At 68.3% G+C, this 21025-nt stretch carries 14 protein-coding genes and 1 tRNA gene; 5 read left to right on the top strand and 10 right to left on the bottom strand.

The window, feature by feature from the left end; all coding sequences use genetic code 11:
- Positions 1-56: 56 nt before the first annotated feature.
- The 3 genes from acpS to AC5Y4Q_RS16120 all read right to left on the bottom strand — a co-directional run bounded on the left by acpS (position 57) and on the right by AC5Y4Q_RS16120 (position 10872).
- Positions 57-449, bottom strand: a complete 393-nt coding sequence (gene acpS / locus AC5Y4Q_RS16130) for a holo-ACP synthase AcpS (RefSeq protein WP_064922123.1) — start codon at positions 447-449, stop codon at positions 57-59.
- 11 nt (positions 450-460) lie between these two features.
- On the bottom strand, positions 461-9700 hold the full coding sequence (locus AC5Y4Q_RS16125; protein ID WP_499959625.1) for a fatty acid synthase subunit beta domain-containing protein: 9240 nt from the start codon (positions 9698-9700) through the stop codon (positions 461-463).
- Positions 9701-10149: 449 nt separating this feature from the next.
- On the bottom strand, positions 10150-10872 hold the full coding sequence (locus tag AC5Y4Q_RS16120; RefSeq protein WP_125225684.1) for a DUF1906 domain-containing protein: 723 nt from the start codon (positions 10870-10872) through the stop codon (positions 10150-10152).
- A gap of 98 nt (positions 10873-10970) precedes the next feature.
- Between AC5Y4Q_RS16120 and AC5Y4Q_RS16115 the strand changes: the two genes are divergently transcribed.
- Positions 10971-12257, top strand: coding sequence for an MFS transporter (locus AC5Y4Q_RS16115; protein ID WP_235663972.1), 1287 nt, complete (start codon positions 10971-10973; stop codon positions 12255-12257).
- Here AC5Y4Q_RS16115 and AC5Y4Q_RS16110 read toward each other — a convergent pair.
- Positions 12196-12567 (bottom strand): DUF732 domain-containing protein, encoded by a 372-nt coding sequence (locus AC5Y4Q_RS16110; protein WP_064922119.1) that lies wholly within the window; start codon positions 12565-12567, stop codon positions 12196-12198. The genes AC5Y4Q_RS16115 and AC5Y4Q_RS16110 overlap by 62 nt on opposite strands.
- A 579-nt stretch (positions 12568-13146) precedes the next feature.
- Here AC5Y4Q_RS16110 and AC5Y4Q_RS16105 point away from each other — a divergent pair.
- Positions 13147-14514, top strand: coding sequence for a hypothetical protein (locus AC5Y4Q_RS16105; protein WP_499959622.1), 1368 nt, complete (start codon positions 13147-13149; stop codon positions 14512-14514).
- A gap of 312 nt (positions 14515-14826) precedes the next feature.
- Here the strand turns inward: AC5Y4Q_RS16105 and AC5Y4Q_RS16100 are convergent.
- Positions 14827-14910: transfer RNA gene (locus AC5Y4Q_RS16100), tRNA-Leu, on the bottom strand.
- A gap of 409 nt (positions 14911-15319) precedes the next feature.
- Between AC5Y4Q_RS16100 and AC5Y4Q_RS16095 the strand changes: the two genes are divergently transcribed.
- From AC5Y4Q_RS16095 to AC5Y4Q_RS16085, 3 genes are read left to right on the top strand one after another with little or no spacing between them, the layout of a single operon-like run.
- Positions 15320-15724 carry an LAGLIDADG family homing endonuclease gene (locus AC5Y4Q_RS16095; protein WP_235663969.1) on the top strand — a complete coding sequence of 135 codons (405 nt, stop codon included), beginning with the start codon at positions 15320-15322 and terminating at the stop codon, positions 15722-15724.
- 34 nt (positions 15725-15758) lie between these two features.
- Positions 15759-16133: a hypothetical protein gene (locus AC5Y4Q_RS16090; RefSeq protein ID WP_109535690.1), complete on the top strand. Its 375-nt coding sequence runs from the start codon at positions 15759-15761 to the stop codon at positions 16131-16133.
- Positions 16130-16471, top strand: coding sequence for a DUF3817 domain-containing protein (locus AC5Y4Q_RS16085; RefSeq protein WP_064922468.1), 342 nt, complete (start codon positions 16130-16132; stop codon positions 16469-16471). The genes AC5Y4Q_RS16090 and AC5Y4Q_RS16085 overlap by 4 nt, the downstream gene beginning before the upstream one ends.
- A 9-nt stretch (positions 16472-16480) precedes the next feature.
- Here the strand turns inward: AC5Y4Q_RS16085 and AC5Y4Q_RS16080 are convergent, their stop codons facing one another.
- The 5 genes from AC5Y4Q_RS16080 to AC5Y4Q_RS16060 form a co-directional block, all read right to left on the bottom strand.
- Positions 16481-17731 carry a protein kinase domain-containing protein gene (locus AC5Y4Q_RS16080; RefSeq protein ID WP_125225683.1) on the bottom strand — a complete coding sequence of 417 codons (1251 nt, stop codon included), beginning with the start codon at positions 17729-17731 and terminating at the stop codon, positions 16481-16483.
- 3 nt (positions 17732-17734) lie between these two features.
- Positions 17735-18349 carry an RdgB/HAM1 family non-canonical purine NTP pyrophosphatase gene (gene rdgB, locus AC5Y4Q_RS16075; RefSeq protein WP_125225682.1) on the bottom strand — a complete coding sequence of 205 codons (615 nt, stop codon included), beginning with the start codon at positions 18347-18349 and terminating at the stop codon, positions 17735-17737.
- A gap of 98 nt (positions 18350-18447) precedes the next feature.
- A complete protein-coding gene (locus AC5Y4Q_RS16070) occupies positions 18448-19209 on the bottom strand; it encodes a hypothetical protein (protein ID WP_125225681.1) in 762 nt (253 codons plus the stop codon).
- Positions 19210-19404: 195 nt separating this feature from the next.
- Positions 19405-20184: a ribonuclease PH gene (gene rph / locus AC5Y4Q_RS16065; protein ID WP_064922466.1), complete on the bottom strand. Its 780-nt coding sequence runs from the start codon at positions 20182-20184 to the stop codon at positions 19405-19407.
- Between the two features lie 29 nt (positions 20185-20213).
- Entirely contained in the window at positions 20214-20990 is a 777-nt protein-coding gene (locus AC5Y4Q_RS16060; protein ID WP_064922465.1) for a cyclic nucleotide-degrading phosphodiesterase, read from the bottom strand.
- Positions 20991-21025: the final 35 nt, after the last annotated feature.

Here is a 21025-nt window from a genome sequence, read left to right as displayed (position 1 = left end):
CAGAATGCCAACTCTTCCCGGCGCGTCGTGTGCAAACACCCACGCCCACGGGGAGGTTAACCCGTCTCCAGGATGGCGACGGCGGCGGCGGTGTCGCCCTCGTGCGTGAGCGACACGTGGATCGTCACGTCGGCCAGGTGGGTGGCGATCTCGCCGGAGAGCCGCACCTTCGGTCGGCCCCACATGTCGGTGACCACTTCGATGTCGCGGTGAATCGCCTCCGGCAGCACCGGTTTCTGGGCGAACCGCGACCCCGACCACGCCTTGATCACCGCCTCCTTGGCCGCCCACCGGGCCGCCAGGTGTCGCGCCGCCGACGAACTCTTGTCGGAGGCGTCCCGGCGCTCACCCGGGGTGAACGTCTCGGCGAAAACCGTTCCCGGCTGGTCGACCTGCTCGGCGAAGTCGGGGATCGAGACAAGGTCGATCCCGACACCAACGATTCCCACGGCTGCTAACGCTAACCGATGTAGACGTCGCCATCGCCGAGCCGGGCCGCCGGGTTGAGCAGCATCGCCGACTCCTGGCGCTTCTCCGACGTGCCGTGGTCGAACCGCCGGTCCGCCGGCCGCTCGTACAGCGGCTTACCGCCGGCGATCGCCGAGGCGAGCCGGCGCTGGCCGGCCAGCACCCGGGCCGAAGCCTGCTCCAGGTAGGCCTCGCGCTGAGCCGGGTCCAGTGCGGCCAGGAACGCCTGCGGGTGCACCAGAGCGACCAGACCGGACACGTGGCCGAACCCGAGGCTGGTGACCAGCCCGGCCTTGAGCGGGAACTTCTCGCCCAGGTGCAACGGCTCACGCACCCACACGAAGTGCCCGGCGGTCGCCAGTTCGTCGTCGACACAGTCCAGGCTGCGGTTGGGCGGGATGACCCCGTCGCGCAGCACCTGGCACAGGCCCATCAGCTGGAAGACCGCCGCGCCGCCCTTGGCGTGCCCGGTGAGGCTCTTCTGGCTGATCACGAACAGCGGCGCGCCATCGGAGCGACCCAGCGAGTCGGCCAGCCGCTCGTGCAGCTCGGTCTCGTTGGGGTCATTGGCCAGCGTCGAGGTGTCGTGCTTGGAGACCACCGCGATGTCGTCGGCACCCACGCCCAGCTTGGCCAGCGAGCGGGCCAGCATGGAGTCCTTGCCGCCGCGGCCGGCGCCCAGCGCACCCAGGCCCGGAGCCGGGATGGAGGTGTGCACGCCGTCGGCGAAGCTCTGCGCATAGGCCACCACCGCGAGCACCGGCAGACCCATCTTGGCCGCCAGGTCGCCACGGGCCAGCAGGATGGTGCCACCGCCCTGGGCCTCGACGAAGCCCAGCCGGCGCCGGTCGTTGGCGCGGGAGAACTTCGAGTCGCTGATGCCCTTGTTGCGCATCATCTCGGTGTCGGCGGTGGCCGCCATGTCACCGAAGCCGATGATGGCCTCCAGGGTCAGGTCGTCGTAGCCGCCGGTAACCACCAGCTCGGCCTTGCCCAACCGGATCTTGTCGACACCCTCCTCGACCGAGACCGCCGCGGTAGCACAGGCGGCCACCGGGTGGATCATCGCGCCGTAGGACCCGACGTAGCTCTGAACCACGTGCGCGGCAACGACGTTCGGCAGAACCTCCTGCAGGATGTCGTTGGGCTTGGCCCGTCCCAGCAGGTTGCCGTGGTACATGGTCTGCATCGAGGTCATGCCGCCCATACCGGTGCCCTGGGTGCTGGCCACCAGCGACGGGTGTACCCAGCGCATCAGCTCGGTCGGGGTGAAGCCCGCCGACAAGAACGCGTCCACGGTCGCGACGATGTTCCACAGCGCCACCCGGTCGATCGAGGTGGCCATGTCCTGGCTGATCCCCCACACCGTCGGGTCGAACCCGGTCGGGATCTGAGCGCCCACGGTGCGCGACAGCTTGCTCTTGCGCGGCACCCGAATCTCGGTGCCCGCCTTGCGGATCACCTGCCAGTCCGAGGAGTCCGGCACCGGGCGCACCACGGTGTGCTCGGGGTCGAACTCGACGAACGCCCGTGCGTCGGCCTCACTGGAGACCACGAACGAGAAGTCCTTGTCCAGGAACACACTGACCAGCAGCGGTGAGGCGTGGTCGGGGTCGATCGCGCCATCGTCAACAAACTGTCGGATGCCCACCCGCTCCACCACGGTGTCGTGGTAGCGCTCGACCAGTTCGGACTCGTCGACGAGCTCGCCGGTTGCGGTGTCATACCAGCCCGGCGTCGGGTCGTCTTCCCACTTGACCAGCCCGGTCGTCCAGGCCAACTCCAGCACCCCGGCGGCCGACAGCTCGCCGGAGACCTCCATCTCGAAGCGGGTGCGCGACGAGCCCAGCGGTCCCAGTTCGGCGCCACCGACGATGACCACCAGGTCGGCCGGGTCGACGTCGAGGTCATCCCAGACCGGCGGGGGTGCCGGGGTGTAGCCGCGTGGCGGGCTCGGCAGCGCCGCAATGGTATTGGCGGCGGCGTCGGCATCCTCGTCGGCTGCCGCGTCGGACGTCATCTCCTCGCGGGCCCGGGCGGCCAGTTCGGCCATGTCCAGGTTCGCCTCGGCCAGCCCACCGGTCAGGTCGGCTTCGATCGGCGCGTTGGCCGCGGCCACCTTGGACTCGACGTCGCACAGCGCCAGCAGCATGGCCGCCATCTGCTCGGTGGAGTAGGTGGTGACGCCGGCCTCCTCGACGGCGTCGACGATGACGTCGTTGTGGCCCATCAGGCCGGTACCGCGCGTCCAGCCGATCAGGGCGTGCGCGAGGCTGACCCGAGACGCCCAGGACGACTCGGCCTTCCAGCGCGACACCAGCGCGTCCAGTGCGGCTTTGGCCTCGCCGTAGGCACCGTCACCGCCGAACATGCCGCGGTTGGGCGAGCCGGGCAGCACCACGTGCAGCCGGGAGGCGATGTCGCGTTCGGCGCCGATCTTCGACAGGCCACCGATGAGGCGCTGCACCGCCCACAGCAGCACCTTCATCTCCATCTCGGCCCGCGCCCCGGCCTCCGACAGGTCACCGGTGACCCGCGGCGCTGCGAACGGGAACAGCAACGTCGGTGTCTGCGCGTCCTTCAGGTGAATCGACTGCGGCCCAAGGTTTTCCGACTGCTCACTACCCACCCATTCGACGAGCGCGTCGATGTCGGCGTAGGAGGCCATGTTGGCCGGCACCACCCACAGCGCCGCGCCGAACCGGGCGTGGTCGCGGTAGAGGCTGCGGTAGAAGGCCAGCCGGTCGTCGTCGAGCTTGGAGGTGGTCGCGATGACGGTCGCACCGCCGTCGAGCAGCTGGCCGACCACCGACGCGGCGATCGAACCCTTCGACGCGCCGGTCACCACCGCGACCTCGTCGCAGTAGCGGCCCCGGCCCGGGTTCTCCGCGCCGGCGGCGATCCGGGCGAACAGCGACGCGTGAATCTGGCGGCCCTCCGCCAGCGCCCGGCCCTGCCACCAGGTGGCCTGGGTGGCGACGACGTGCCCGGCGCCCTCGAAGCGCTCGGAGAGCTGCGGCCAGTCGGCGTCGATGTCGCCCTCGTCGGTCAGCCACAGCTTGACCAGGTCCTCACGGGCGCTGGCCCAGCGGTCGTCGAACAGCACCGCCTTGCGCGCATCGAACGCGGGCGCCACCAGCCGTGGCCAGTCCGACCCCAGTTCTGCGGTCACCAGGTCGATCAGATCAGCGTCGGTGGCGCTCTCCGGCGCGCTCACCACCTCGTCGAGGCCGAGCTGGCCCAGCACCAACCGGGCCGCCGAGGCGAGCACACCGTCGCGACCGGTGATCTGCTCGGTGAACTCACCCAGCGCGGCGGCGTCCACCGTCGCACCGCCACCCCCACCGGCCGACGGCAGGCTCACTGCGACCCCACGGCGCGCGGCGACCGCACCCACGGCCGCGTCGATGACCTTGTCGACGGCGGCGGCGTCGGCCAGCGCGCCCTCGTGCAGCCCGCCCAGCGCGCCGCCCCGGACACTGGTGCCTTCCCGGGTGCCCAGCGCGACCTCGACGGTGACGTGCTTGGCCCAGCCGTCGCCGAGTTCCCAGGTCTTCTTCACCCGTTCGGCGATGGCAGCGGGCCGCTTGCCGGACGGCCCAAGGACCGTGCGCAGCTGGTCGTTGATCGCGTCGGTCAGCACCGGCCCGTACGGCTTGTAGGTGCGTGCCAGCTTGGTCACCTGCGACTTCAGCGCCGACAGATCGGCCTCGGCGGCCCCGTCGATGGCGCCCAGGTTCAGCTCCGAACCCAGGTCCACCAGCAACTGGTTGCGCCGCGAGGACGCGCCGTCGGTGATGGACTCGATGGAGTCCAGCGCCTCGATCTGGTCGATGCGCATCTTGGCGCTCAACGCGATCAGCGCGCACGTGGCGTCGGCGGCGTCGAACGCGATGTCGTCGGGACGCGGGCCCCCTGACGGAGCGGCCGGTGCAGCAGGTGCCGGGGCGGCCGCCTCCGTCGGCGCGGCGTCTGCCGAAACCTCAGCCGGCACATCCTCTTCCGGTTCCGGCTCCGGGTCCTCGTCGGTGGCGAACAGCACCGCAGCGTCGCGCTCGGCGTTGAGCACTTCCACTGTGCTGTGGGCGTATTCGGGCAACTTGAGCGTGTTGGTGGCCAGCCCGGCGACCGTCGGAGCCGACTTCACCCCAATCTCGACGAACCGCTCCACGCCCAGGCCGCCGGCGGCCTCCTCGATGAACAGCAGGTCCTGCGTCTCGATCCAGCGCACCGGGCTGGCGAATTGCCAGGCCAGCAGCTCGATGACGATCTTGCGGCACAGTTCGCGCGGCTTCTCGTTACGCCAGGTGTCGTAGTCGGCGAGGATCTCATCCAGCGGCTCGGCCGGCACCAGGTCGCGGATCTCCTGGATGAACTCACGATCCAGGCTGAACGGCTTGGGCACCAGGTTGGGGATGTAGCGGCCGACGATCAGCTCTGGGTCCTTGTCGCGCGGCATGACCCGCTCCAGCGAACGCCGGAAGTCATCCACGCCGATGCGCAGCACCTCGGAGTGGAACGGCACGTCGATGCCGGGCACCAGGATGAACGACCGCTTGCCGCCGGTGATCTCGCGGCGCCGCTCCACCTCTTCCTCCAGGGCCTCCAGACCGGCCACCGTGCCGGCGATCGCATACTGCGAGCCGCGCAGGTTGAAGTTCACGATCTGCAGGAATTCCCCGGTGCGCTCGGCGATCTCGGCGACGAAAGCCTTGACGTCGGCGTCGTCGAGGTCGATCTGCGACGGCCGGATCGCGGCGAGCCGGTAGTTGGAACGCCCCATGGCGTCGCGCGGCACGATGTCGTGCATCTTCGAGCCGCGGTGGAACACCACCTCCAGCAGGGCTTCGAGTTCGTAGACACCGCTGACGCAGGCCAGGGCGGTGTACTCACCCACGGAGTGACCGCAGGCGATCGCACCTTCGACAAACGCGCCCTGCTCACGCATCTCGGCGACCTGCGCCGCGGCCACCGTGGCCATCGCCACCTGGGTGAACTGCGTGAGGTACAGCACGCCCTCGGGGTGCTGGTAGTGCACGCCGGAGGCGATCAGCGAAGTCGGGTTGTCGCGCACCACGTGCAGCACCGAGAAGCCCAGGGTGTCGCGGGTGAACTTGTCCGCAGAGTCCCAGACCTTGCGGGCGGCCTTGGAGCGGGCCCGGACCTCCATGCCCATGCCCTTGTGCTGGATGCCCTGGCCGGGGAACGCGTAGACGGTCTTGGGCGCGGTCAGTCGCGCGGTCGCCGACATCACCAGGTCCGAGCCGATACGTGCGCTGACTTCCAAAACCTCGGCGCCCAGGTCGATTCCGACCCGGTCGACCCGGAAGTCGACCTCGTCGCCGGGCTTGACCATGCCCAGGAAACGGGCCGTCCAGCCGATCAGCCGCGCCGGCGGGCGGGCTTGGCCGTCGGTAGCGGTCACCACGTGCTGGGCCGCGGCCGAGAGCCACATGCCGTGCACGATAGGCGATTCCAGGCCGGCCAGCAGCGCAGCGGCCCGGTCGGTGTGGATGGGGTTGTGGTCGCCGGACACCACCGCGAACGGCCGCATGTCGACCGGCGCGGTCACGGTGACGTCACGACGGCGGCGGCGCGGCGTGTCGGTGGCGTTGTCGGAGACCGCGCCGCCCGCCCGAACCGGGTCGGTCAGTTCCGCAGCACCGGTGCGCCCACGGATCGCGAACCGCTCCTCCAACGTGGCCAACGCTGTTCCGTCGGCCGCGCAGACCGTGACCGAAACCGGGACCACCCGCCCAACCTCGGTGTCGGTGGCTGCCGAAGCCGTTGCGGTGACGGTCAACTCGGCCGGCTCGGCCGGCAATGCGGCGAGCAGACGGGCGGCGTGATCCAGATGCACCAGACTCAGCAGGCCCTCGATGACCGGGAAACCGGCATCGGTGGTGGCCGAGCCGATGGCGGCGAACACCGCGGGCCAGCACCGACCAACCAGGGCGTCCGGCACGGTGGACAGTCCGGGCGCCAGCGGCGCGCCGAACGTGGCGGTCACCCCGGTGTGGTCGGCGACCTGCTCGGGGTTCCATGCCACCGTCACGGTGGCCGAGCCGTCGACCACCGGCGGCAGCGCCCCCGGCCCGTCGACGCCGGCGGCGATGGCCAGCACCGCGCGCATGGCAGCGGCGGCATCCTCGGTGGACACCAAGGGGGCAGCGCCATCGACGACCGAGGCCGGCACGGTGAAGCGAATGTCGATCCAGACACCGGACAGCGGCACGCTCAATATGACGTTCGGCGCCTCCCCGTTTTGGACTACCTCCAGGCGCGCGCCCGTCGTCGGGTGGGTGGCCGCCCGGTTCTCCTGCACCTGCCACTCGTCGGCGGCACCGATCCGGTGCACCGGGTTGGTGGCGGTGCGGCCGGCCCACAGCACGTCGGGGGCGTCGAGGAGCACGGCCAGCGGGCCGGTCACATCGGCGCGGCCCTGCCGGCGCGCCGTCACCGGGGTGGGCTTGGCACCGGAGGCCAGCAGCTGGTCGACTGCCGCCTGCTCGAAGCGGTCCAGCAGCTCGCCGACCGGCTCGTCGACCCGGGTGATCCCGGCCACGGCGGTGATGCCCGGAATGATGCAGACCTGTTCGGCGGTGTAGCGGGCGTCGTGCGCCTGCCACAGCGAGTCACTGCGCCACCAGCGGCGCACGTCCTTGTCGATCACCGGCACGAAGTTGACCGGCTTGCCCGGTGTCTTGCACAACTGGGTGAAGAACGGCGCGTCGGCCGGGTGCAGCCGGACCGTCTCGGCGTCGGGGTAGCGGGCCAGCAGCGCGGCGATCGCCTCGTCGGGACGCTCCAGGAGTTCTTGTCCCGCTTCGGAATCGGCGAACAGCGTCTCGATCGGCCCGGACTCGACCTCGTTGAGCCGGGCTTCGGCGCGTTGCAGCATCGCGCCGAACCGCTCCCGCCAGGTGTCGGCCAGCCAGGGGCTGTCCGGCGAGGCGGTGTCGGCGGTCGAATCACCGTCACCGATCGCCAGCTCGACGTACCGGCGCAGCCACTGCGCGTAGGTCATCTCGGTGACATCACCGAAGTACGGCTTGGCGGTGTCGGCCAGTGCGGCGATGATCTCGTCGCGGCGGGCCGCGACCGCTTCGCCGTCGCCGGCGACCTCGTCGAGCAACCGGCCGCAGCGCGACGCGGTGTTGTCGATCTCGTGGATGTCAGCGCCGAGCTGGCTGCGCGACGATGCCATGCCGCCGTGAGCTTTTCCTGCACCGATCCAGTGGTCGGTGCCCTTGGTGTCGACCAGCATCTGCTTGACCGCCGGGGAGGTGGTGGCCTCCTTGGTGGCCATCGCCGCGGTCCCCACGAGGATGCCGTCCACGGGCATCAGCGGGAAGCCGTGCTGCTGCGACCACTGCCCGGACAGGTATTCGGCGGCCCGCTCGGGGGTGCCGATGCCACCGCCGACACACAGCGTGATGTTGGGCTGCGAACGCAGCTCCGAGTAGGTCGCCAGCAGCAGGTCGTCCAGGTCTTCCCAGGAGTGGTGACCACCGGCGCGGCCGCCCTCGACGTGCGCGATCACCGGAGTGGTGGGCACTTCGGCGGCAATGCGGATCACCGAGCGGATCTGCTCGACGGTGCCCGGCTTGAACACCACGTGGCTGATACCCGCCTCGTTGAGTTCGGAGATCAGCTCGACGGCTTCCTCGAGCTCCGGGATGCCGGCGCTGATCACCAGCCCGTCGAACGGGGCGCCGGACGCACGGGCCTTCTGCACCAGCCGCTTCCCGCCGACCTGCAGCTTCCACAGGTAAGGGTCCAGGAACAACGAGTTGAACTGCACGGTGCGGCCCGGCTCCAGCAGTGTGGTCAGCTCGGCGACGCGGTTGTTGAAGATCTCCTCGGTGACCTGCCCGCCGCCGGCCAGCTCGGACCAGTGCCCGGCGTTGGCCGCCGCGGCGACGATCTTGGCGTCGACGGTGGTCGGCGTCATGCCGGCCAACAGGATCGGCGACCGGCCGGTCAGGCGGGTGAACTTGGTGTCGAGTTTGATCCTGCCGTCGGGCAGCTGCACCACTGAGGGGGCGTAGCTAGTCCAGGGCCGGGCCACCTCGGGCACGGCGCCGATGGTGAACATGTTGCGCTGTCCACCGCGGGTGGCCACCGGGACGATCCCGATGCCCAGACCGCGGATCACCGGTGCGGTCAGGCGGGTCAGGATGTCGCCGGGCCCCAGGTCCAGAATCCAGCGGGCTCCCGCGTCGTGCAGGGCGGTGATCTCGTCGACCCAGTCGACCTGGCGCACCAGGATCGAGTCGGCCATAGCGCGGGCCAGCTCCACATCGAGGCCGACCTTGGCCGCCCACTCGCCGACGATCTCGATGCCGTCGGACAGCCGCGGCGAGTGGAATCCGACCTCCACCTGCACCGGCTCGAAGACCGGCGAGAAGACCGCGCCGCCACGCAGCTTGTTCTTGCGCTCGGCGGCCTCCTTGTCGGCGATCTGCTCGCAGTACAGCTCGAAGCGCGACAGCTGCTCGGGGGTGCCGGTGATGACGACCGCGCGCCGGCCGTTGCGGATGGACAGCACCGGCGGCAGCACGGTGCGCACGTCGGTGGCGAACTCCTCGAGCAGTTGCTGGATGCGCTCGGGGTCGGCGCCTGAGACCGACACCATGGGCGGGCGGTCACCCAGGATCGAGATGCCGCGGCGGCGGGCCACCAGAGTTCCGGCGGCGCCGACCAGCTGGGCGATCGCGAGCAGCTGCACGTCGGTGGTGCCCCCCGCCTTCAGCGACTCGACGGCCAGGACGCCCTGCGAGTGCCCCGCGACGGCGACCGGCGGGGTGGCCGACAGGTTCAGGCCCTGACGTTCCAGCGCCCGCACCGCGGCGATCTGGGTCAACAAGACGCCCGGCACCGACACTGCGGCCGACGTCAGCTGCTTGGCCGACGGGATCGGGTCCTCGGCCGCCAGCGCCCGCACCCACTGCAGCGGTTCGAAGCCGATGGGCCGGACTACGACGAGTTCCTTGGCGACCGGCTCCAGCAGCAGGTCGGCCTCACCGGCCAGGGTGGCCAGCTCGGTCTCGATCCCGGCCGAGGAGACCAACTCTTCGAGCGACTCCAGCCAGGCGCTGCCTTGACCGCCGAAGGCGACCGCGTACGGCTCACCGGCCGTCAGACGATCCACCAGGGCGGACGAGGCGTTGGCGAACGGGCCCGAGCCGGCGCCGTCGGCGGACACCCGGTCATGTTCGTGGATCGTCACGGTATATATCTCCCCTGCTCTGGCACATCGCGTCTTTTGGTCATCGCCGGCCGGCTTGACCGGCTGGGCCCTTGGTCGGGCAGCGGGCTCTCGCGTCGTCGCGGCCGCGCTACAGCAGTAAGAGTGTCATAAGAACCTGTGCCGTTTCTGCAGGTAATTGGTTACTGATGAGTTCTACGCCCGGGTAACCCACCTGCGGATATCACGCGTTCGGACGGCGCCTCGATCCTCGGGGACCAAACGTCCTGCGTGCGCGGGGTTACGGTCGAGTAGCCACAACAGCGCTGATCAAGGCTGCATTGTTATCTAATCGTTATGTTCGCATCTGGCGAACGATTGTCGCCGTAGACAGTCAATGTCGCAGTGTCAACCGTGCGCCGTGATCCCCGCCACGCGCCCCCCGGGGGCCGCGACGAGGCCACTTTCCGCATCCGGACCCGGCGTGCGGGTCAGGCCCACTGCCCGAACGCGGGCGTGAGGATCTCGTTGATATCCACGCCGACATTGCCGACCTTGCGCTTGTCGATCTCGACCTGGTGCAGGTTGGCCGCCGGGTGGGCGGCCCCGCCCGGCGAACCCCAGTTGTGCTGCCAGAAGCAGGAACCCAAGCCGTCTTGCACCGCCCACTCGATGGTCTTGGCGTTGGCGTACACACCGGTGCGTTGATGCCCGATCACCGACTCCCAGCCACGCAGGTACGGGGCCACCTGCGCCTGGTACTGCTCGTATGAGGGGTTGTCGTCGATCGAGGCGTAGATCGGGGCGCTATCGGGGCCGCCCGCCGCGGTGTGCAGTTGCAAGCCCCGCTGCGCGTGTTCGACGCCGGCCGCCTGACCGCCCAGCCAGTCGGCGGTGGCCTGTTTGCCGAACTGGTAGCAGGAGACGATCTTGAGGCCGTTTTGCTGCAGATCACGCGCCTCGTCCGGCTGCATCGGCTTGCCAAGCATCCAGTCGGCGCCGGGGCGGCGATCGGAGACGTAGCGGATGGCTCCCACCGCGCCGGCTGCCCGGATCTGCTCGGCGGGCAGGACCCCGGCCGCGTAGTCCAGCAGGATGCCCAGCGGAGCCGCCTCAGCGGTCGCGGCGAGCAGTGCCGCCGCCGCGGCGCCGAAACCGACCGCAGCCGGGGCGCTCGCGGCGAGTTTGAGCACGTCGCGCCGGGAAATTAACACGCGCCAAAGGATACGGCAGACCCGCCGCCGCTCACGGAAGCTTGACCGTCACAGTGCAGGATGGGCGGGTGACACAGGCGCGGAACTCGGCTCGCTCATTGCGTCCCTGGATCGTGTGGGGCACCGGGCTGTTGTCCTACGTCGTCGCGGTATTGGACCGCACTACCTTCGGGGTGTCGGGCCTGGACGCCGCCGAACGGTTCAGCGCCGGTCCGGGCACGCTGTCGTCATTCGTGATCCTGCAGCTCATCGTCTACGCCGCCATGCAGATTCCGGCCGGGGTGCTGCTGGACCGCTTCGGCCCCAAAGCGATGATCGCCAGCGGCGTCACGGTGCTCGCCGCCGCCCAGGCGACGCTTTCGCTGACCCATTCGCTCCCCGTCGCGGTCGGCGCGTATGGCGCGGTCGGCCTAGGCGACGCGTTCGTGTTCATCTCGGTCATCCGGTTGCTGCCCAATTGGTTTGCGCCGGAACGTGTTCCGCTACTGACCCAACTGACCGGGATCTGCGGCCAGCTCGGGCAGCTGCTCTCGGCGGTGCCGTTCCTGGCGATTCTGCTGCACAGCGGCTGGACCGCGGCCTACCTGTCGGCAGCCGCTCTGGGCGTGCTGGCCGCGGTGCTGACGCTCGCTGTGTGCCGAGACGCCCCGGCGGGCACGGCGGTTGACGTGCAGCCGCGGACGTTTCGTGCGGCATTCGGCGACGTCAAAACGGTGTGGTCACGGCCGGGCACCAAGTTGGGTTTCTTCACCCACATGGGAACACCGTTCTCGGCGAACGTCTTCGCGCTGATGTGGGGCGTGCCGTACCTGACCACCGCACAGGGGCTTTCACGTGGCGTGGCTGGTGCGTTGTTGACGGTGTCGGTGGCGACCTTCGTCGTGATCGGACTGCTGACCGGAACCCTTTCGGCGCGCCGGCCCCAGCACCGGGCGGGGCTGGTCCTGGCGATGATAGCGCTGACCGCCGCGACCTGGGCGGTGCTGCTGGCCCTGCCCTCCCCCGCCCCGCACTGGCTCCTGGTGGTGCTGATCGTGGTGATCTCGGCGGGCCAGCCGGTGTCGATCCTGGCGTTCGACTTCGCCCGCACCTACAACCCGCCGGCCGCGCTGGGCACCGCGCAGGGCATGGTCAACACCGGCGGTTTCATCGCCACGTTGCTGATCATGCAGGCGATGGGGCTGGTGATCGCGATGGCCGGCGGTTATTCGTTCTCGGCCTTCCGGCTGGCCTGGACTGTCCAGTACGTCGTCTGGGCGGTGGCCGCCATGGGAGTGGCGGTCAATGCGCGCAAGGCACGGCTCTCTGAGTCGCTCGGCGAGCTCAGACGGCCGGCGTGTACGGGTCGGGCAACTGCGGGCAATAGGCCTGTCGAGCCGCGTTGATAATGGCGCGCGCCTCATCGGGCGACACTTCCAGGTTGGCGATCACCGAGATCGGCACCAACCGCGGCGAGCTGCCCAGCGCCGAGCAGACCGCGTGGCCCTCCTGCACCAGCAGATCCCGCAGCGAGGCGCACTTGATGGTGCCGCAGACCTGTTTGTCGTAGTTGGGGTGAAGCCCCTCTTGCTCCAGGTCAGTGAAGAACGCCTGGTCCTCGTTGCTGGGATCGTCGGCGACTGCCGCCGGGGCGGGCGCTACCACGAAGCCGGCCAGCACCGCGCTGAGCGCCGTTGCGATGAGTTGCTTGTTCATCACGCTGCACCAATCCGAGGCGGACCAATACGTCCATTCTGGCACCGCTGGCCCTGCCGGCGGGCGAAGTCGGCGTAGTCGGCCGAGGGCCACCGGCGTCCGCCTTGGAGTAGCCGCCCGCTCGGTGGCCGGCAAAGCTTGAACGCCGCCTGCCGTTGCCGCCGTCTCGCGCACGAAACCCCCTGGTCGATCCCAGTACCGCGACTTGACGGGCCCGCAAATATCAAGTTTTTGGGTGGGTGGCATGGTCCTATCAGCAAACCTGTCTAACGTCCATTTCGCGCTTTTCAGTCGGTGGATCCTCGACGGTGGGGCCACGCCCGGCTGAGACGGCGTACGGGGAGAGCGGGGCGACTGACACGCCGGCCCGCAGAGTGCACCACGCCCGCGTGGTGTGGCAGTCGGGGGAAAGACATGGCAACTGCGCTACACCGTCGTCGGTATCTGCGAGCTGGCTTGATATTGGTTGCGGTGAGCGCCGTGGTCGTCGCTCAGGTCGCAACGGTCAAGCCGTGGTCGGCGGGAAGGTCGGTTGTCGACCGAGCCGTTCGCCTGATAGCCGGCGATTCCATCCTCAACGTGCCCTTCAACTTGTTCCAAGACCTCGTCAACATTCCGGCCAACGAAGTCGCCGCGACCAACGTGTTGGCGGACTCCCTGTTCGCGACCGGAACCTGGTGGACGCCGAGTGCGACGAACCTGTGGGGCGAAGACCCCGGCGACCCAGGGCATTTCATGGCCGTCTTCGACTACCTGTTTCCATTCGCTCCACAGGTCTCCGGCGTGGACCAGCCCGAAATCGATCCGACCTTGCTGGCCAACGGGACCGCGGGCCTGGGTCAGCAGTTCGCCATGCTGGCCGCGGCCGAACTCCCGGTCAGCGCATCGTGCGACGCAGTCCAGTGCGCGCCGATGGTGCCGACGGCGCCGATCACCGGTCTTACCGGGCTCGACAGGCTGATCGACTTCGAGAAGGTGTTCACGAACTTTCCCAACGCCGACAACCAACTAGGGCTCTTCAGTCACTGGTTGAAGGTGCCACTGGAGCAGTTGCTCACCGGATACCAGTTTCCTGCCACCCCGGCCGATACCACCAACCCGACCGCGGCCGGAATCGCCGACCCGTCTGCGGGGATCGGCCCGGGTGGTTCGGTTCCCGGTGCCCCACTCGACGCGGTGCCGGGCAGCCAGGCTCAGGTCGGCTTCGGTTTCCCCGGCACCGCAACCGGACCCGACGGCGAGAACCTGATGCCGTGGGCGGGGGTCAATGTCCAACTCAACCTGCTCGGGCCGTTCGAGCAGTGGTTCCAGAGCCTGGAGGCACCGGTCAACCTCAACGGCTTCGAGCTTGTCGGCCCGGAGGAGGTGGGGCAGGCCCTGAAGGCCCTGGCCGCCGGAATGGTCGTGGACTTCGACCCGTTCACGCCGGGCAGTCCGCTGTGCCCGGCGCTCTGCGACCAATCGCCGTTCGCCCCGCCCTTCGGCGTCACCATCGCGGATGTGGTTCAGTCGATCCAGAACATCGGGCCGCCCAATCCGCTGATCAGCGAGTGGCTGGCCCTCAACAGCTCAGGGCTGGCGAACGCACCGACAGCAGAACAGATCAATGCCACCGTGGCAGGTCTGCAGACTGGATTGTTCACGTTGAACCCGGACACCGAAGCTCAGATCGTCGATGAACTCAACAGCATCAACCCGAACTTGGCAAAGCTCCTGGTCAACGCGGGGCTGATGACCGACCCGGCTTACCTGGGCCCCTGGGCCGGCACCGGCGGCCCGGACAGCGGCGTCGACATTCCCCCGGTGCCAAGCGAGTTGGGCGGATGGAATCCGATGCAGATCTGGCCCGACCTGCTCGGCGTCGTCGACCCCACCGGGACCCTGTCTAATGACCTCACCGATTTCTGGAACTCGCTGTCGAGCATCTTCGACGGCTTGGGACTGTAGGGGACCGGGCATGCCCTTCCGCTGACGTCGGTTCGCCTGTTACGAACCGTCCGCCACTGGACGATCCCGCGACCGGACGGCAGGATGTTTGCCCGCCTTTCCGCGACAACTCCGGTCAATTCCGGCTCGCCGCAGCGATTGTCGCGGAGAGGCGGGCAAACACCACATGGCGGAAATCGACGACCAACCGCCCCGGGGCGCGACCACGGCGCCCGAACTTGGCCGACCGAGAAGCCCGCCAGCGTGGGACCGCGCTGCAGTCCGATGACGCGAGTCAAAAGGTGTCACCGATGACGTGACTCATCACATTTGTGCGGGCGGAGGGACTCGAACCCTCACGCTCTTTCGAGCAATGGCACCTAAAACCATCGTGTATGCCAGTTCCACCACGCCCGCCGGCGTTGAAATCCTACCGGTCGCATCGGCGGAAAATTCTGTCGGTGTACCGAACTACGTTGGAATACAACGTGCGAAAAGGCGGGATCATGCGACCCACCGGAATTCGACTCGGTGCAACGCCTTGTTGCTACGGGCATGAACGGTTGCGCGATTTCCCGGCGGACTGGCATTCCCCGGACCACGGTGCGAGGCTGGCGTCGCGATCCACGGGTCCGGCAACCGGGCGAAGACTGCCGGTCCCATGACTTTTCTGGCTTGCCTCCAACGGGGTACTGCTACCTGCTCGGCGATGTACCTCGGCGATGGCTGCATTTCCCGGCAGCCCCGGTGCTGGGTACTTAGGGTCACCCTCGACGCCAAATACCCCATGATCATCGCGCGCTGTCGCGCGGTAATCGATGCGGTGATGCCGGGACAGCACGCCGGGGCGCTCAAGCGTTCGGATCACTGCGTTGAGGTCTACCTCTGCTCAAAGCACTGGCCCTGCCTCTTCCCCCAGCACGGCCCCGGCAAGAAGCACCACCGGCCGATCCGGCTCGAACCCTGGCAGCAGGAACTCGTCAACCAGGCGACCGAGGAGTTCATCCGTGGTCTGATCGACAGCGACGGTTGCCGGGTGGTGGCCAACGACCGCGGCGTGCGCAGTGTGCGCTACCACTTCTCCAACCGCGCCGACGACATCCGCGGCCTGTACTGCGCGGCGCTGGATCGCCTGGGAATTCCGTGGACGCAGAACAGCACGTATGAGATCGCCGTCTACCGCAAAGCGGCAACCGCGCGACTCGACGAGTTCGTCGGCCCGAAGACCTGACAGCGCCCCAGCCGACGCGCGGTACCGTCATAAGGTGTCCACTACACGGCGTCGGAGACCGGCACTGATCGTGCTGGTGATCCTCGCCGCCTGCGCGTGCCTGGCGCTGGGGTGGTGGCAGTGGACCCGATTCCAGGAGGTCAACGGCACCTTCCAGAACCTCGGCTACGCGCTGCAGTGGCCGTTGTTCGCCTGGTTCTGCGTCTACGCCTACCGCAAATTCGTCCGCTACGAAGAAGCACCGCCCGAGCCACACCGAGCCGACACGGTGACCGAGATACCGGCCGGACTGCTGCCCGAGCGGCCCGCGCCCGCCGCCGCACCCACCGACGACGCCGCACTCCGGGAATACAACGCCTACCTGGCCGAGCTCACCGAGAACGAACGAAAGAACAGGAACACCGCATGACCGATACCCCCGCCCAAGCCGCTCCTGCCGAGAAGATCCGCAGCGCGCTGCTGCCCTACCGGGTCATGGCCTGGGCAACGGGTGTCTGGCTGATCGCCCTGTGCTACGAGATCGTGGTGCGCTACGTGGTCAAGGTGGATAACCCGCCCACCTGGATCGGTGTGGTGCACGGCTGGGTGTACTTCGCCTACCTGCTGGCCACCTTCAACCTGGCGGTCAAGGTGCGCTGGCCGCTCGGCAAGACCATCGGCGTGCTGCTGGCCGGCACCATTCCGCTGCTCGGCATCATCGTCGAGCATTTCCAGAGCCGAAACATCAAGGCGCAGTTTAACCTCTGACGCGCGGACTCATCCCGGAGGCGGGTTCACCCACCGCTGCACCCCACCGTGGTTGGAGCACGCGCCGCTGCGGTGCCTACTGAATGAGTAGCTGCCGTCGCGGCAAACGGCACTCGCCCCGGCCGGTGGCGCGACGGGCTCGATCGACGTCACCGGTGGCGGTACGAACGACGGAGACGGTGCCGGCACCGGTGGGGACATCAGCGGCGCCGGCGGCGCGGCCGGCTCGGTCACGGTGACGGTCACCCGGTGCGTCGGATGCACGGTGGTGGTGGTCGGTGGAGGTGGCACCAGGCCATCCTGCTCACCACCGCTATCGGCCACCCCGAGAACACCGGCCACCCCTGCCAGCACCGCGGCGCCACCGACCAGCCACGGCCAGCGGCGCCGACCCATGCCGGCCGCGACCGCCACCGGCTCTTGAACGGCAGCCCCAGCGAGCGCCCGGGCGAAGTCGCGGCAGTCACCGAACCGCTCGGCGGGATCCTTGGCCAGGCCGGTGGTCAGCACCGCATCCAAGTGAGCCAATTCCGGTCGTCGCTCGCTGAGCCGCGGCGGGGCGGCGGTCAAATGCCGGCTGATGATCGTCACCGGGTTCTCGTCGCGGAACGGCGGCACCCCGGCGAGCAGATGAAATGCGGTGGCCGCCAGCGCGTATTGGTCGGCCCGGCCGTCCAGATCCTCGCCCCGCAGCTGTTCGGGTGCGGCGTAGCACAGCGTGCCGACGGTGAAGTTGGTGGCGGTCAGCCCGTTGGTGACGCCCAGTTGCCGGACGATGCCGAAGTCGGCCAACAGGATCCGCTGGGATTCGCCTTCGGGTTCGGCGATCAGGATGTTCGCCGGTTTGACGTCGCGATGCAGCAGCCCGCGCTGGTGCGCGTGGTCGAGAGCCTCGGCGATCGCGCCGACGACCGTCAGCGCTTCGCCTTCTGGCATCCCGCCCGGGTACCGGTCGGCGATGAAACGCGCCGCATCGGTGCCGTCCACGTAATCCATGGCGATCCAGAGCTGCCCATCGAATTCGCCGCGGTCATGGACGCCGACGATGTTGGGGTGAAACAGCGTCGCCGCCAGATCAGCTTCCAGCTGGAACCGCCGGCGGAACTCGCTGTCGCCGGTCAGATCGGCGGGCAGCACTTTGAGCGCGTCGCGACGCGGCAACCTCGGGTGCCGGGCCAGATACACCTCGCCCATGGCGCCCGAGCCGAGCAGGCGTTCGATGCGGTAACCGGCGAACTCTGCGCCGAGCGCTAGCGGCACGGCTCAGTCCGCGAGCTGCCGCAGCGCCGGTAGCAGCAGCGCCAACGCCCGGCCGCGGTGCGAGGCGGCATCCTTCTCCGCTGGGCTCAGCTGCGCCGCGGTGCGCACGGCATCGGCGGGGACGAACACCGGGTCGTAGCCGAAGCCCCCGTCGCCGCGGGGTTCCCGGGCGATGCTGCCCGACCATTCGCCGCGCACCACCACCTCGTGGTCGGCTCCGCTGCCCCAGACCAGCGCGCAAGCCGACACGAATGCCGCACCGCGCCGCTCATCGGGAACGTCACGCAGTTGGGCCAGCAGCAGGGCGGTGTTGGCGCCGTCGTTGCCGTGCTCACCCGACCAGCGCGCCGACAGCACACCGGGCATGCCGTTGAGCGCGTCCACTGTCAAGCCGGAATCGTCTGCGACGCAAGGCAATCCGGTCGCCCGATAACCGTCACGCGCCTTGGCCAGCGCGTTGTCCTCAAACGTCGTCCCGGTTTCGGGTGCTTCGGGGAACGGCGCGACTTCGTCCAGCGAGATCGGGCGCAGGCCCGAGATACCGGCGTGCTCGAGCACCCGGCTGAGTTCGGCCAGCTTCTTGCGGTTGCGGCTGGCGACCAAAATGTCAGTCAGCATCTGCCCTGAGCAACAAATCTCACAGCCGCGCTCTCCTATCACGGTTAATGGCGGTAAGTTAGGGACACAGCGCTTCTAAGCACCTTTGTGTCTTCGCCTTAGCGGCGGTAGTTCGACTCTAACCAATCAAGATCTGCCTCCCAGTCCGAAATCGCTTGTCCGAAGTCACCTTTGCGACGAGCTCTTGCAAGCTGCACGCTTCGCGAAATCAGCTGCCGCATCGCGTCCAAACGCTGCCGGCTACTCGGTCGGCCCCAACCGTCAATGTCCTCAGAGCGGTAGGCCTGATCCAGGATGCGGCGTCTCATCTCCGGGTGCAGTCCACCTTTCCCCACTTTGTAGCCCATCCTCTTCAGCGCACTGTCGGCGGACCACGAATCGGTACTGAACTGCCTGATCACTACTGGATTAACCCGGGCAGGTCTAGATATTCGCGGCTCGACCCGGTTCCGTTTCGGCACGACGGGCAATGGCGCTGGTTTCAAGATGTGACCGCGCTTTTCAAGCTCGTCCGTGACATAGCGGACAAGCGCCTGCTGAGCAGATCCCACGACGGGGTAACCGTGGTCCACTAGCTCGCGCTCAAGCTGCTGGCGTTGCCGCGGGGTCAACTCCTCATTCCAATACTTTGCCATGACCGTAGCAAGTGTCTTCGCGTAGATTTTCCGGGGAGGCTTAACGAAATTCAGTGCTGCTGACTTCGCGGCGACTAGCGATTGGGTATGTCCATCGAGCAGATTCGGTTGAGGACGCCGTTTGCGCCGAGCTCTTCTGTTGGCTGTCCTCGAACCCCTGTCCTTCGGCGGCCCGCTCAACAAGACCGCCAACTCATTGCGCTCGCCGGGTGTCAGTTGGCTCATCCGATGCCCTTCCATGAGCCCGATCGCTGATCAGCGATATTACGCAACATCCGCCGCTTTGGCGGCCAAGTGCGTTTACCCCGCTAAACGGGTCGATGCGATCGATTAGTTGAGCTACTTAGCAAAGTCAAGTACCCAACCAACGCAAAATTGCGATGACCCTAGTCTCGGGATAGCTAGGCACCTGTACATCGATCAGCTGCCGAACGCCTTCTTCGGTGCCGGCCCCTCCGGCAGCACCCCGGGATAGGGCAGTTCCAACGCTTCGCGCTGCACCACGAACAACTTCTCGCAGGCGACCAGGGCCGCATCGAGCATCTTGTCCAGGGTCGAACGCGGGAAGGTCGCCCCCTCGCCGGTGCCCTGGATCTCCACCAGGGTTCCGGTGTCGGTAGCGACGACGTTCATGTCGACCTCGGCGCGGGAGTCCTCCTCATACGGAAGATCCACGCGGACCCGGCCGTCGACCACACCGACGCTGACGGCCGAGATGGCGCACGACAGCGGGCGCGGATCCGACAACTTGCCGGCCGCCGACAGGTAGGTGACCGCGTCGGCGAGCGCCACGTAGGCTCCGGTGATCGCCGCGGTGCGGGTGCCGCCGTCGGCTTGCAACACATCGCAGTCGATCGCGATGGTGTTCTCCCCCAGCGCGGCTAGGTCGATACAGGCCCGCAGCGAGCGGCCGACCAGCCGGCTGATCTCCTGGGTGCGCCCACCGACCCGGCCCTTGACCGATTCACGGTCGGAGCGGCTGTGCGTGGCGGCGGGCAGCATGGCGTACTCCGCGGTCAGCCAACCGCGCCCGGAGCCTTTGCGCCAGCGCGGCACGCCTTCGGTGACGCTGGCCGTGCACATGACCCGGGTGTTGCCGAATTCGACCAGCACCGACCCGGCCGGGTTCGAGGTGAACCCGCGGGTGATGACGACCGGGCGCAACTCGTCGTCGAGGCGACCGTCTTCTCGTTTGGACACGCGGTCAACCCTAATGGTGATCGCCCGGGTCAACCCCGCTGGATGTCGAAACTCTCGTCACACACCACCGCGTGCACCGGCCCGTCGAACTCGGCTTTGGCCTCGCCGATGACGTCCTCCCGCGAGGTCCAGGGCGGGATATGGGTGAGCAGCAGTTGGCCGACGCCGGCGGCTGCCGCAATGCGGCCGGCCTCGGTGCCGGACAGATGCAGATTCGGCGGCCGGTTGGCCTCGTGGGTCCACGACGCCTCACACAAGAAGACATCGGCGCCGCGGGCGAGCTCGATCACCCCGTCGCAGTAGCCGGTGTCACCGCTGTAGACCAGGGTCGCCCCGGATGCGTCGGTGATCCGCATTCCGAACGACTCGGTCGGGTGACAGACCAGCCGGGGCTGCACACTGACCGTTCCGCACTCGACCGGTTCGCCGTCCACCCAGGTGTGCACATCGAAGATGTCGGTGATGTCGTCGATCTCACCGCCGTACGGCGAGGACGCGGCACCCATCCGCGACCAGGTGTCGCTCGGCCCGTAGATGAAGCCCTTGGCGAACGGCTGGGTTGCCACCGACGGGTGGTAGCGGCGCCAGACGAACAGTCCCGGTAGGTCCAGGCAGTGGTCGGCATGCAGGTGCGACAACAGCACACACACAGAACCCGGATCGACGTGCCGCTGCAGCGCGCCGAGCACCCCGCCCCCGAAGTCGATGACCAGCGGCGGGGTGTCCGGAGCCTGCAACAGGTAGCCCGATGCCGGCGAGTCCGGACCCACCACACTGCCGGAGCAGCCGAGCACGGTGAGTCGCACGTTCCCTACTGTGCCATGTTCGTCGCAACGATGAC

Source organism: Mycobacterium sp. NGS16 (genome assembly GCF_059813225.1).
The sequence above is the reverse complement of the archived record's forward strand: the minus strand, read 5'-3'. Positions and strand labels throughout refer to the sequence as shown.